This is a genomic window from Saccharicrinis aurantiacus (assembly GCF_001660705.2).
In the GTDB taxonomy this organism is placed as follows: Bacteria; Bacteroidota; Bacteroidia; order Bacteroidales; family Marinilabiliaceae; genus Saccharicrinis; species Saccharicrinis aurantiacus.
The window spans coordinates 120,259-134,109 of the sequence record NZ_LYBV02000001.1; the positions used below are offsets into that span (position 1 = coordinate 120,259).

At 35.6% G+C, this 13,851-nt stretch carries 9 protein-coding genes; 3 read left to right on the forward strand and 6 right to left on the reverse strand.

Annotated elements, in window-relative coordinates; genetic code table 11:
* Window positions 1-220: 220 nt before the first annotated feature.
* The 3 genes from A8B35_RS00490 to A8B35_RS00500 all read right to left on the reverse strand — a co-directional run bounded on the left by A8B35_RS00490 (window position 221) and on the right by A8B35_RS00500 (window position 3,840).
* On the reverse strand, window positions 221-1,558 hold the full coding sequence (locus A8B35_RS00490; protein WP_075601629.1) for an MATE family efflux transporter: 1,338 nt from the start codon (window positions 1,556-1,558) through the stop codon (window positions 221-223).
* A 220-nt stretch (window positions 1,559-1,778) separates the two neighbouring features.
* The gene (locus A8B35_RS00495) at window positions 1,779-3,071 is read right to left on the reverse strand and encodes an NCS2 family permease (protein WP_075601630.1); all 1,293 of its coding nucleotides are present in this window, start codon (window positions 3,069-3,071) and stop codon (window positions 1,779-1,781) included.
* 10 nt (window positions 3,072-3,081) lie between these two features.
* Window positions 3,082-3,840, reverse strand: a complete 759-nt coding sequence (locus A8B35_RS00500) for a DUF5020 family protein (RefSeq protein ID WP_075601809.1) — start codon at window positions 3,838-3,840, stop codon at window positions 3,082-3,084.
* Window positions 3,841-4,067: 227 nt separating this feature from the next.
* On the opposite strand from A8B35_RS00500, the gene A8B35_RS00505 reads away from it, so the two are divergent.
* Together A8B35_RS00505 and A8B35_RS00510 are read left to right on the forward strand one after the other, a co-directional pair.
* On the forward strand, window positions 4,068-6,116 hold the full coding sequence (locus A8B35_RS00505) for a putative porin (RefSeq protein WP_075601631.1): 2,049 nt from the start codon (window positions 4,068-4,070) through the stop codon (window positions 6,114-6,116).
* A 57-nt stretch (window positions 6,117-6,173) separates the two neighbouring features.
* Window positions 6,174-7,595 (forward strand): MltF family protein, encoded by a 1,422-nt coding sequence (locus A8B35_RS00510; protein WP_075601632.1) that lies wholly within the window; start codon window positions 6,174-6,176, stop codon window positions 7,593-7,595.
* Here the strand turns inward: A8B35_RS00510 and A8B35_RS00515 are convergent.
* The 3 genes from A8B35_RS00515 to A8B35_RS00525 form a co-directional block, all read right to left on the reverse strand.
* Entirely contained in the window at window positions 7,584-8,225 is a 642-nt protein-coding gene (locus A8B35_RS00515) for an NUDIX hydrolase (protein WP_075601633.1), read from the reverse strand. The two genes, A8B35_RS00510 and A8B35_RS00515, sit on opposite strands and share 12 nt — an antisense overlap.
* A 205-nt stretch (window positions 8,226-8,430) precedes the next feature.
* Window positions 8,431-9,675 carry an ABC transporter permease gene (locus A8B35_RS00520; protein WP_075601634.1) on the reverse strand — a complete coding sequence of 415 codons (1,245 nt, stop codon included), beginning with the start codon at window positions 9,673-9,675 and terminating at the stop codon, window positions 8,431-8,433.
* A gap of 61 nt (window positions 9,676-9,736) precedes the next feature.
* A complete protein-coding gene (locus A8B35_RS00525) occupies window positions 9,737-10,933 on the reverse strand; it encodes a pyridoxal phosphate-dependent aminotransferase (protein WP_075601635.1) in 1,197 nt (398 codons plus the stop codon).
* 284 nt (window positions 10,934-11,217) lie between these two features.
* On the opposite strand from A8B35_RS00525, the gene A8B35_RS00530 reads away from it, so the two are divergent.
* Complete coding sequence (locus A8B35_RS00530; RefSeq protein WP_075601636.1) at window positions 11,218-13,815, forward strand: DUF5686 and carboxypeptidase regulatory-like domain-containing protein; 2,598 nt, start codon at window positions 11,218-11,220, stop codon at window positions 13,813-13,815.
* The last annotated feature ends 36 nt before the right edge of the window (window positions 13,816-13,851 follow it).

Consider the following 13,851-nt stretch of genomic DNA (forward strand, 5'->3'; position numbering starts at 1 on the left):
GGGTAATACAAAGCTTGTGCCTAAAATTATCTGATTTGAATAATTAACTCTTGTTAACGGTATTGCCCCTGATAGAAGCGGCAGCCCTATGTAATAGTGGCTTAGTGCTGGTTGGCTGGCGGATGCGACCTTAGGAGCACACGCACTGCCTAGCAGTACTTAGCCAACATTACATAGGCTATAGCGGATAGCGGGATATGGGCCCAAAAAGTAGGGTTTGTTATTTATATTTGATGACTCCTTTGTTTTTCCATTTGCCGCTTAGGTAATAGATTAAGGAGCCTAGCATGCCGGTGCACCATCCGGCTGGTATGGCCCACCATATACCTGCAACGCCTATTTTTTCGGAGAAGAAGAGGGCTAGTGGTATACGGATTAGCCATAGTGATAATAGGCTAATAAACATGGGTATTAGTGTGGCACCGGCTCCTCTGAGTACCCCATGCAGCACAAACATGGTTGAAAATATGAGGTAGAACGAGCTTACAATTACCAGATAGTCGACTCCGTATTGAATTACGGCAGCATCGGAGGTAAATAGTTTCATGAGTTGCTCGCCAAAAAGATAGGCACTTGCCATTACAATGATACTGATTCCCCATGCCATGAAAAGGGTGGCTCGGAGTCCGTTTTTAATTCTATCGAGTTTACCTGCTCCTAGGTTTTGCCCCACAAAGGCCGAGAGGGCCGAGGCGAGGTTAAGTGCTGGCAGTGCGGCAAGGGAGTCAATGCGTCCGGCGGCTGTATAGGCCGCTAATACATCGGGCTCAAAGTTATTAACAATACGAATTAAGGCCATGATACCGAGGGCCACAAAGGTTTGCTGAAAGGCTGTGGGTAAACCTATGCGCATGCTTTCTTTCAGCAGACGAAGGTCGATAACCCACTTACGAAGGTTAAAAGAAATGATGTGTTGTTTTTTCTGTAGGTGTATAATGGCCGCTCCAAATGTGATGAATTGTGCGCTTACCGTGGCATATGCTGCACCTTGTATGCCCCATTTAAATACCATAACAAACAATACATCGAGCACAATATTTAATACGGTGGAATATATCATGAAACGGAGTGGGGTTTTTGAATCGCCCAAGCCTCGGAGTACAGAGGATACGCCATTAAAGCCAAAGAAGGCTATCATGCCCGTCATGTAAGCATTAAAGTATTCAACCGATTGGGGTAGGATGGCTTCGTCTACTTTAAGGAGTGTAAATATTTGGGTGCTGTAGCCTATGCCAACGGCCATAATAATGAGGCTGGCAAAAAATAATACAGAGAATATTGTGGTAATGGTTCGTTTTACTTTGGTGGTTTGTTTGGCGCCATAAAATTGCGATATTACTATGGTGGCTCCACTACCAATACCAATCATAAAAGCAATGAGTGCATAAAAAACTGGGAACGAGGCACCCACGGCTGCTAGGGCTTCTTTGCCTAAAACTTGGCCTACAATAATACTATCGATTACGTTATAAAGCTGCTGCAGTATATTCCCCAATACCATTGGGATTGCAAATCGGAATATAAGTTTTGCTTCGTTTCCTACCGTAAGGTCTTTCATGTATTAATGCTTTCTATAATTGAAATAGTCTGCGGCTTAAGCCGGATGTTAGAGCTTAAAAGCAGTGTGTAAAGCAACATAAATAAAAACTTTTATTCAAGTTTTAAACTCGCTTAATTAAGGGTAGGTGCTTGGTTTTTGAGTTAAGGTGAGTTATGGGGTATAAAAAAAGGCCGCTTATGGGCGGCCTTAATATATTTTAGTTTTCAACTAAAGTAATCTATATGAAAAACTTAAAGAGGAATAGTATCGCTAGTATGTACATAATAGGACTTAACTCTTTTGTTTTGCCAGTAAATAGTTTTAACAGAACGTATGATAATAATCCGAATACAATACCATCGGCAATACTGAAGGTAAGTGGCATCATAATTACCGTTAAAAATACGGGAATTGATTCTGTGAAATCATCAAAGTTTACTTTCAGAATAGGACTCATCATAAACGAACCTACTAATATTAATGCCGGAGCAGTAGCTGCACCTGGAACCATTAAGAATACTGGCGCAAAGAAAAGAGCTAAGAAAAACATACCAGCAGTAGTAAGCGAGGTTAAACCAGTACGGCCACCCTCAGCAACACCTGAAGCACTCTCAACATAAGTTGTTACGGTTGATGTTCCTAACATAGCACCTGCTGTAGTACCAATTGCATCGGCAAGTAATGCTTGCTTAACTCTAGGTACTTGTCCTTTTTTATCTAACATATTTGCTTTTGAAGCCACACCAACTAAAGCACCAATGGTATCAAACATATCCACAAATAATAGAGTGAATAATACAATTACCATATCAGCTGTAAATATATTATGGAAGTCGAACTTAAATGCAATAGGTTCAATGCTTGGCGGTAGAGAAACTAAAGTTCCATCAGGAATGGTTGTAATACCTAAAGGAATACCTACTATTGTTGCAGCAAAAATACCAATTAATAAAGCGCCTTTTACATTACGTGCTAAAAGTATACCGATTAAAACAAGCGTACCCAAGGCAATATAAGCTGCTGGCGACGAAAGATTACCTAAGGCAACAAAAGTGGCATCGTTTGATACAATAATTCCTGCATTTTTAAGACCAATAAAAGCAATGAACAGACCAATACCCGTGGAGATGGAATGCTTTAAATTCATAGGAATGGCATTCACAATCATCTCTCTAATATTAAACATGGTTAATAATATAAAGATGATACCTTCAATGAATACCGCCGTTAAAGCAAATTGCCAACTGTGGCCCATTCCAATTACAATGGAAAAGGCAAAGAAAGCATTCAGTCCCATTCCTGGAGCTAAAGCAAAAGGAAGTTTAGCAACTAATGCCATAACTAATGTACCAACAATGGCAGATAGTGCAGTTGCTGTGAAAAGTGCATTTTTGTCCATTCCTGTTGCAGAAAGGATATCAGGATTAACAGCAAGTATGTATGCCATCGTCATAAACGTGGTAATACCTGCAATTACCTCAGTTCTGATTGAGGTATTGTTCTTTTTCAGTTGAAAAAACTTTTCTAACATAGTATACTATTTAAAATGTATATTTTGCTGCTACAGTAGGGTTTACCATCCAGCCTTTGTTTAATGCAAAGTTGTTGCTGATTTCAATTTCAGAACCTAAGGAGAAGTTTTTGTTAAAGTTATACCAGAATTGAGGTTCGGTAAGGAAAACAGAACTTGCAGTTTCTTCGTTAAGGCCAGGGATGTAAGCACCATTTACAGGAACTTTCTCAGTCCACCAGTCTGCAAAACCAGTAGCAGTAAATTTGTTATCGAAGAAGTTAAGTACCCAAACAGCAGTAAATTGAACGTTGTTGTAACCAAAACCTTCAATGTTATTAACATTAACCGATTGTTTGTATAATGCTTTAAAGGTTAATACTTTCGACCAATCTTTGCTGTTCATGGTGTAGCTTGGTCCTGCCAAGTATGCTGTAGATAGTGGGTAACCTCCAGCAGAAGCATCTCTTAAGAAACCGCCATTATACTCAACAGTCATTTCAATAGGAGCTTCCCAAAATTTAAAACCACGTGCAATCTCAAAATAGGCTAAGTTCATATTGTTAGTGCGCTCACCAACAAAATCTGCTACAGGAGTACCATTTGTGCCTCCAAAGTCCATGTCAACAAAAAAGAAAGTACTACCATACTTATCTGGTTTAAACATTTCAATGGTTGCTGTGGCAAGTTTTCTTGATTCTCCGAAATCGTAGTGTAATTGAATGTTTTGTGCTTTTGCTGCTACTAGGGAAATAGCGACAAATAATACTAAAAAATAAGCTTTTTTCATAAGTGTTTTTTTTGAAAATAGGATATAAAACGTTGAAATTAATATTTTTAGCTTAGGTTTTAAATTTGAAGGCGCAAAAGTAAACTTTTTTTTTAAACCAATAAGTGATATGTTCACATTTTCTTAATGTTTAATCAGAATATTATCTTATTGTAGATGTCCTTAATATGTCATTTGAAATAGATAATAGCGCATTATAAAAAAGAGTTTTTCTATCTTTGTCGGCAATGAAATTAAACTGTATATATTTATTCTTGTTTCTTATCAGTATCAATTCAACGTTTGCTCAAGGCAGCTTTGAAGAGGAGCCAGAAGAAAAAGAAGTTGAGACGGTTGATGTGCACGACCGATTTAGAAATTGGGTGTTAATTGACAACAATACTTTTATAGATAGCGTTGCTATAGATACTACTTTAGCAGGCTTTCATGTTGATAACTTATCTTTTAAAGAGAGTTTCTCAAATACTTCTACAGGTAATATAGGTTCTCCATTTACTTCCAATTTATTATCGAATCAAGAGAGTTTTAATGAGTTTATTTTTGTAAGTAATATCAAATATTTGCTGAATCAACCCGAAGATATTGTTTGGTTTAATACTAAAACACCTTTCTCTGAATTAACTTATCGTAATGGTCAGCCAGCTAGGCGTAAGGAAGAGAACTTTTCTGCTTTCTTTAGTACTAATGTTACAAAGGATTTTAATTTTGGTGCTGAGTACAATACTTTATCTACGCAAGGTATGTATAATGCGCAAAATGTTGATGTGCGTAACTTCAAGTTTTTTACAAGTTACGTTGGAGAAAAATACGCCATTCATTCGGCTTTCTTATATAATAAAGCACTTCACCTTGAAAGTGGAGGTTTACTTAATGCAGATCATGAGTATATAACAAATCCTAATCCTGAGTCTGGCGATTTTAGTAAGCCCGAAGATATCCCCGTTGAATATCAGGATGCTTTTAGTAGGGTTCAAAACTATAATTTCTTTTTATCGCATAGTTATAATATTGGTAGTATTACTATCAATAAACCAGCTTCTGAGGAGCTTGATTCTTTGGGTAATGTTATCAAAGATGATTCATTTGAACCTATATCGGTACCGGTGAGTACCATATATCACACATTGAATGCTAGTACTTATAGGAGGAGTTATAATATTGATGATTTAACAAATAAGTATAACGATGCTGGGGAGATTCCAATTTATGATAGTATTTATATCAACCCTTACGAAACAATGGATAGTACAACCTATACGAAGTTAAGTAATGTATTCCAAATAAAATTTAATGAGGAAGCCAATTCCTTATTGCGTTTTGGATTAAGGGCCTATATAGGTAACGATATAAAAACGTACATGATGCCTGATGAGTCTATCAAAGATGAGGATGATAATGGTGATCTTGTTTATACTTACCAATACCAAAAAGAAACTCTTGTCACGAGTTATTTTGGAGGGCAAGTTTTTAAGAACCTAGGAGATAACTTTTGGTGGAATGCAGACGGCCGTTTGTATTTTCAAGGATATAAGGCCGGAGATATACATGTATCTGGAGAAATAAACTCATTATATCGTGTTTTTAAAGATACAGCAGGTATCTATGCTAAAGGGTACTTAGATTTACGCTCAGCTGAATATTTTGAGGATAATTATTATTCTAACCATTTTCAATGGGAAAATGCAATTAGTAAACAAGAAAAAACAATTAACCTAGAGGCAGGTATAAATATTCCTACACGACGAATGAAATTATCGTGGCAATCGAAAACCATGAGCGATTATATTTATTGGGATCAAAATGCTATGCCTAAGCAAACAACAGATGTAATTAGTGCATTTCAAATATCTTTAAATAAAGATTTTACGGCAGGGCCTTTTCATAGTAATAATAAGTTAGCCTATCAGTATTCTAGTAATCAAGAGTTGTACCCTGTGCCTGATTTCGCGGCATTTACCTCAAATTACCTAAACTTCTATTTGGCAAAACGTGTTCTTCAGTTTCAGGTTGGGGTTGATGTACGTTACCATACTGCTTTTTACGCCAAAGCTTACATGCCGGCTACTGGCCAGTTTTATTTGCAGAGTGATCAAAAAATTGGGAATTATCCCTTTATGGATTTCTTTATAAATATGCATCTAAAACGTGCTAACTTCTACTTTAAACTTGATCACTTCAACGAGAGTTTTATGGATCAAAATTATTTCGTTTCAAAGGGTTATCCATATCAGCCTATGCGAATTAAGTACGGAATTACATGGCGTTTTTATGATTAAAATTGTAAACCTTATTGCCAATTACCTCGTATGTACTTATAAAACAAATTATTCTCTATGAGGTTTCTTATTGCTGTAATTGTATTATTGTGTTCATTAAGCTCATGTAGTACGCCTTCTGGTACAAAATCAGAGGAGGTATATGAGGAGGAGGTAAGTATCGACTTTGATGAAATAAAAAAGCGTGGCAAATTAGTTGTTGTTACAGATTACAATTCAATTAACTATTTTATTTATAAAGGTACTCCCATGGGGTATCAGTTAGAATTGTTAAATGCTTTTTGCGATAATCTTGATTTAGAGTTAGAGTTAATTGTTGATAACGATTTTGAGAATAACCTCGGCGACTTGAGAAGGGGTGATGTTGATCTTATTGCCAAAAACCTTACGGTAACCAATGACCGTTCTAGGTTAGTTACTTTTACAGAGCCTCATGCCTATGCGCGTCAGGTATTAATTCAGCGTAACGATGCCTTAATTGATAAGGCAAATTCAGATAGTCCATTCAAAGAGACCATCACCAACCAACTAAACTTAGCTGGTAAAACCATTTATATCCCCAAAGGCTCAGCGTATAAGTCGCGCTTGAATCATTTATCCGATGAAATAGGCGATAGTATTAATGTGGTTGAAATTGCGCACTATGAAGCTGAGCAACTAATAGGATTGGTTTCGGAAGGCGAAATAGATTATACGATTGCCGATGAAAATGTAGCCAAAGTAAATACAAACTACTACAGCAATATCAATATTGATATGGCCATTAGTTTTCCTCAAAAAATTGCATGGGCAGTACGTAAGTCTTCGCCTGATTTATTATCCGTATTGAATAACTGGATAGTACGTTTTAAGGAAACTCGCAGGTATCGCTACATTTATAAGAAGTACTTTATCAACAGACGCTCAAGCCATATTGTCGACAATAGTTTTAATTCGTTTAAGGGAGGAAGTTTTTCTCGCTTTGATGATATTATAAAAAATGAAGTAAATGATTTCGATTGGGATTGGCGATTAGTAGCATCACTTATTTATCAAGAATCTCGATTTGAGCCTGAAATTGAAAGTTGGGCAGGAGCAAAGGGATTGATGCAATTGATGCCAGCTACGGCAGAACGCTTTAAGGTGGATGATGTGTATTCACCAGGCGAGAATATTAGAGGAGGGGTTGAGTTATTAAAGTGGCTTGACAAAAGAATGGCCATCAGAATTCAGGATCCTGTTGAACGACAGAAGTTTGTATTGGCCTCTTACAATGTTGGGATAGGGCATGTGCTTGATGCGATGCGCTTGGCTGAGAAATATAAAAAGAATCCAAAATTATGGACTGATAACGTAGACTTCTATTTATTGAATAAATCCAATCCTAAATATTTTAAAGATCCTATTGTTCAATTCGGGTACTGTAGAGGTGCTGAGCCATATATGTATGTTAAAGAAATTATTGAACGATACGAGCATTACAAAAATTTAGTGGATTAATTCTTCCTCGTAATGCAAAAGTAATTGTTTTAATTCGCTAATAATCATTGCGGTTGCACCCCATATTCGGTGCTTATCTATATCAAAATATGGCGCTGTGATATCATGTCCATTTATATTCTTTTCAAATTGCTTTACACTATTCGGATTCATAATCTGATGCAGTGGAGCTTCTATAATTTCATCAACCTCATAATTATCGGGCTTAAATTCCGGTTCCTCAGAACAATAGGCAATAAATGGATAAACGTTAAAGTTACTATTGGGAATGTAGGTTGGTGTTAGTGAGCCTATGGTTGTAATGGAGTTACTGTGAATGCCAATTTCTTCGTAAGTTTCTCTTAGGGCAGTATGTTCAAGGTCTCTATCTGTTTCTTCAACCTTTCCTCCAGGCAAACTGATTTGACCGCTATGCGCCCCTTTATATTGTGCCCTTAATGTAAACGGAATGTAAATGCTTCCATTTTTAGGATATAAAAGGATGAGTACACTGCTGTTTTTAGCTGAATTTATTGGGTATGATCGGTTGGAAGTATTTCTGTCTGAGGGAGACATGATAAGTTGCGCTGCCTTGCCAGGGAGTTCTGTTTTTGTTTTTTCTTGAATGTATTTTATGAGTTTCAGATTCATGCTTTAATAGTTTTGTTTTAAACTACTAAAAATCTCACAAAAGTCCATAAAAAAAGCCGGTTTCCCCACCGGCTTTTTTTGCATTGTCTTTGTCTATTATTAATCTAAACCTTTGTCTAAATACATATAGAGTATTATAAATTTCGTGCCAAAAAATCTCGCTACGATAATTTGTTTGTTAAATATTGTTACTAGGCTGTGCTTCTTAATCAAAGCGTATGGCTTCAACAGGTGTTATCTTGGTAATTAAGTAGGAAGGCCCTACCATCATTAAGTAAGAAACAAGTAGGGTGCCAATGTTTAAATACACAATATGTAAGGCATTAATGTATATTGGTACAGTATCTAAATAATAGTTTTCTGGATTTAGTTTAAACAGGCCAAATTGCTGTTGGATTAAGCAAAGTGTAAGCCCAATTATATTACCAATTACAACTCCTCGTATTATTATAAATGAACCGAGGTAAAGAAATATTTTTCTGATATTCCAGTTTTGTGTTCCTATCGATTTTAAAATACCAATCATTGATGTTCTTTCAAGAATGATAATTAGTAAGCCTGATATCATATTAAAGCCTGCAACAATTACTATTAAAGTTATAATAACAGCTACATTCATATCTAACAAGCCAAGCCATCCGAAAATTTGAGGTTGTTGTTGTTGAATGTTTGAAATGCGTAACATTCCACCATCTGGTGAGATTCTGGAGGCTGCAAGAATATCAATTTCTCGGCTGAGTTCCTCTAATTGATCAAAACTATCTAGCGTAATCTCGTAGCCAGTTATCTGGTTGTTATTCCAATTGTTTAGTTTAACAATTTGTCTGATGTCAACAAACATAAACATCTTATCAAATTCGGCTAGGTGCGTGTCGTATATTGCTGCTATTTTAAAGTTACGCGCTCTTATTTTATCCTGGAAAAAGTACATTGGTACCTTATCTCCAATATTAAGTTGCAGTAGTTTAGCTATTGTATTTGAAATGATAATTTCATTGGATGTTTTAGAGGTATTGTAATTGGGAAGTTTCCCTTCTGTGATGGTAGATTCCAAGTAGCTCCAATCATAATCACTGCCTGTTCCTTTTAAAATAATACCTTGTATATTATCCTTGGTTTTAATCAGTCCAGGCTTAGTAGCAAATTCTTGGATGTGTTTGATGCCTTCAAATTCATAAATTTCTTCAACAAATATGCTATCCTTTCTGATGGGATTTGTTTCAAATGAAGAGTTGTAATCATAATTTATTATTTGAATGTGTGATCCAAAGCCAACAATCTTATTTCTAATTTCACGTTTAAAGCCTGTGCCAATGGTAAGGGATAAAATCATTACTGTAACTCCTAAGATAATGCCTAGGGTTGCAATGGTAATGACAGGGCCCGCTATTTTTTTACCGGTTATTTTCCCTTTTCGTATTTTATTGGCAATATATAGATTGATGTTCATGCTTAGAAATTAAAAACGCCCTAAAGATAGTATTTAGAGCGCTTTTATTCCTTAAGAATTATTATTTCTTTCCAGGATAAACTTCAAGAGCTTTTTCAAGGATAATGAGCGATTTTTTTAAGTCTTCTTGCTTTAGTACGTATGCGATTCTCACTTCATCCTTACCCAAATACCTACTGTGGTAAAAACCAGATCCCGGAGCTAACATTAAGGTTTCGTTATTGAACGAATACTCTCCTAATAGCCACTCGCAAAAATGATCGGAGTCATTTACCGGTAGTTTCGCCATTGTGTAAAACGCTCCCTTCGGAGTCAAAGATTTCACACCAGGTATTTTATTTAATCCTTCAACAAGCAGATTTCTACGTTCTAAATATTCCTTATAAACATAGCCACTATATTCAATAGATGCATCTAGCGAGGCGCAAGCAGCTAACTGTCCAAACAGGGGAGGACTTAATCTGGCCTGAGCAAATTTCATTGCAGAGCTAATCACACTTTTGTTTCTACTAACTAATGCCCCTATTCTGATACCGCATTCGCTATATCTTTTACTTACAGAGTCTATTAGTACAACATTTTCTTCTATGCCTTCTAGTTGTAATGCAGATATGTGTTCTTGGTCATCGTAGCAAAACTCGCGGTATACTTCATCTGAAAGAAGGTATAAATCGTGTTTTAAAACAATGTCTCTCAAATGATTTAACTCTTCTTGAGAATATAAATAACCCGTTGGGTTATTGGGATTGCATATAAATATTCCTTTTGTTTTATAGGTAATCAGTTTCTCAAACTCTTCAATTGGAGGAAGTGCAAATCCATCCTCAAATTTTGAAGAAATAGGTTTGATGTTAATACCTGCTGCAGTAGCAAATCCGGCGTAGTTCGCATAAAATGGTTCAGGTATAATTATTTCATCTCCAGGGTTGAAACAACAAAAGAAAGCGAATAAAAAAGCTTCAGATCCTCCGGTTGTAACCATTATATCATCGTAAGCAATATCAACATTGGCTTCTTTGTAATATTTGGTTAGTTTTTTTCTATACATTGGCATACCTGCCGAGTGAGTATATGCTGCAACTTTTCTATCAAAATTTTTCACCGCATCCAAGGCTTCTTGTGGAGTGTGGATGTCGGGTTGGCCTATGTTAAGGTGGTAAACTTTAATACCTTTACTTTTAACTTCTTCCGATATTGGTACCAATTTTCGTATTGGTGATTGAGGCATATCATTTCCTCTTTTTGATATTGATGGCATATATGTATTTTAATTTAGGAGGTAAAAATACCTAAAAGCTATCTTTTATCATGTTTTATTTACAAAAAAGATAAATAAAAATTTCAATGCCTTGACTGGTAGTTCAGTGTAGCATTGTGAAGTACGTATTAGTATATGTTTTATTTGATTATCACTATATGTTTGTTTAATAGGCTAATAATTTGTCCTATTTTTGCTCTACCTAAGTCAAATTTGCAAGTATGTTTTGTTATGATGGAGCTTGCAGATATTAAAAGTCATTTTCTATAAACCGTACTTACTTTATGAGAGTATTTCTTTTGTTCCTTTTAGCTTTTCTTTGTTCCGAATTCTCTGCGCAATCTGTATCAGGAACTATTTCTTCAATCGACGGTCAGAGTATTCCTTTTGCATCTATTTATATTAAGGAATTAACCACCGGAACCACAAGTAATGCCCAGGGAATATATAGCCTAAGGTTAGATAAGGGCGAATATCATATTTACTTTCAGGCTTTAGGCTTTGCCCGTAAGGAGATTAAAATTGTTGTAAGTAATGAGGATATAGAAATGGATATTACTTTGCAAGAGCAAGATTATCGACTTAAAGAAGTAAAGGTTTATTCAGGAAAGGAAGATCCTGCTTATGCAATTATGCGCAAATCAATTAGTCTAGCTCCTTATTTTCAACAGCAAGTTAAACGTTATAATGCTGATGTTTATTTAAAAGGAGGGTTTGATATGGATAAGATTCCTCTGATTATGCGCAAGCAATTAAAAGAAGAGGGTATTGAGCAAGGGCAGAATTACGTATCCGAATCGGTAAATAAAATAAAGTTCACCCTCCCTAATCAGTACGAACATATACAAGTTTCAAAGCGTTCTAGCATCCCAAATGATAGCGAAGATCAGGTAATGGGATTTTTAAATTATAGTTTTTACGATGTAGATAATGAAGATTTAATTAGTCCGCTTTCTCGTAAATCATTTTCATTTTATAAGTTTCAGTATATCGGTTTTTTTAAGCAGGGAGATTACTATGTGAATAAAATAAAAGTAATTCCCAAAAGGAAAAATCAGAAGCTGTTTTCAGGATACATATATATAGTAGATCAACTCTGGAATATTCACTCCGTAAATTTATCAAATACTCAGTTTTTTGGCACTATTAAAGTTAAGCAAGTGCAGGAGCAGGTTAAAGAACGCGTGTGGCTTCCTGTGAGTCATTTGTTTGATGTGGATGTTAAATTGATGGGTTTTAAGTTAAAGGCTAATTATAGTGGTTCGGTTGATTATCATGATATTGAGTTGAATGACGCCTTGGTTGTTCCCGAATCGGTGCTAATTGCTTATGGGGGAATGGAAGAAGAGGAGAGTGACAGTATACCGCAATTATCAAAAACTGAAAAAAAAATCGAAGCCTTACTCCAGAAGGATGATCTAAGTAATAGGGATATGCTAAAACTAACTCGTTTGGTGAATAAGGAGAAGAAAGAAGAAAAAGATGAGAGTTTGGAAATTGATGATTGGAGTAGTAATTATAAGGTAGTTAAGGATACTGTGAAGCGTGATAGTATTCAGTGGGATGTAATAAGACCAATCCCTTTATCAGATAATGAGATCAGTAGCTTTAATAAGAGAGACTCAATAAATATGTCTCTCAGATCAGCAGAAGGAGATACAACTAAAGCTTTTAATAATCATAAAAATAGGAGTCTGTTTTCGAAAGTAATATCAGGGTATCATTCTTTTTCAAAGGATAGTGCCCTGCAAATAAGCTATCCCGGACTCATAAACCTTAAAGCATTTGATTTTAATTCAGTGGCAGGGTTTTCATATATGCAGACAATGGAGGCCCGTTGGAAACTGGATACAATTCACCACCTAACTGTTCAGCCTTATTTAAAATATGCTTTTGCACAGGAGCAGCTCACATGGAGGTTTGAGAATAAATACTATTTTGCCCCTTTACAAAGAGGTGTTCTTAGTTTGTCAGCAGGTCAGTGGTTTTCCGATTTTAATGATGAAAGTGGTACACACCCATTGCTTAACGCGATGTCTTCGCTTTTTTTTAAAGAAAATTATTTAAAGTTATATCAAGGCAATTATATAAAGGGAGCAATCGATATAGATATAGTAAATGGTTTGCAGTTCTCAACTGGGTTAAAACATGCTAGGTATATTGAGCTTGAGAATAGTACCGATTTTGCATTAGCATACCCTAGTAGGTCGTATGAACCTAATAACGTGGTTTCAAACGTTGATTCAACATATTTTAATTCCCGATCAAGTAATAGTTTCAGCGCATCGTTACATTATACCCCTAAGAATTATTATAAAATTGTACATGGCCGAAAAGTAATGCAGTATTCTGATTTCCCTACTGTTTCATTAAGTTATAGAGGAGCGTTTGATTTTGGTAATACAGAAATGTCGAATTACAATTTAATGGAACTAAGAATAAGGCAAGAACTTGATTGGAGTTTTATGTACGCCTTTAAATACGACCTGAGTATTGGAAAGTTTTTTAATGTTGGTGAAATGCATTTTTCAGAGTTCAAACATTTTAATACTTCCGAAATACCAATCTCTTTTAAGCAATGGCACAATGGCTTTGTGTTGCTAAATGATTACGAGTATAGTAGTAATGATTGGTTTATTCAGGGCCATTTAAATTATAAGTCACCTTATCTCTTACTTAAGAATCTACCATTTCTTCAAGATAAATTGTGGAATGAAAATTTATATCTTCATTTTTTGACGAATGAAAAAATATTGAATTATAATGAGCTAGGGTATGGTATCTCAGATATCCTATTAGTAGGTTCTGTTGGTGCTTTTGTTTCTTTCGAAAATACCTCTTTTAAGATGTGGGGAGTTAGGGTTGCTATTACTCTATGGTAGTTATTTAGGTATTTATGCAACCTATTTACATATCTT

Bases quoted from the DNA above. Each gene is read 5' to 3' on its own strand.
- A8B35_RS00525 (WP_075601635.1), bottom strand. From the start codon at position 10,933: ATGCCATCAATATCAAAAAGAGGAAATGATATGCCTCAATCACCAATA.
- A8B35_RS00510 (WP_075601632.1), top strand. From the start codon at position 6,174: ATGAGGTTTCTTATTGCTGTAATTGTATTATTGTGTTCATTAAGCTCA.
- A8B35_RS00490 (WP_075601629.1), bottom strand. From the start codon at position 1,558: ATGAAAGACCTTACGGTAGGAAACGAAGCAAAACTTATATTCCGATTT.
- A8B35_RS00500 (WP_075601809.1), bottom strand. From the start codon at position 3,840: ATGAAAAAAGCTTATTTTTTAGTATTATTTGTCGCTATTTCCCTAGTA.
- A8B35_RS00530 (WP_075601636.1), top strand. From the start codon at position 11,218: ATGAGAGTATTTCTTTTGTTCCTTTTAGCTTTTCTTTGTTCCGAATTC.
- A8B35_RS00520 (WP_075601634.1), bottom strand. From the start codon at position 9,675: ATGAACATCAATCTATATATTGCCAATAAAATACGAAAAGGGAAAATA.
- A8B35_RS00495 (WP_075601630.1), bottom strand. From the start codon at position 3,071: ATGTTAGAAAAGTTTTTTCAACTGAAAAAGAACAATACCTCAATCAGA.
- A8B35_RS00515 (WP_075601633.1), bottom strand. From the start codon at position 8,225: ATGAATCTGAAACTCATAAAATACATTCAAGAAAAAACAAAAACAGAA.
- A8B35_RS00505 (WP_075601631.1), top strand. From the start codon at position 4,068: ATGAAATTAAACTGTATATATTTATTCTTGTTTCTTATCAGTATCAAT.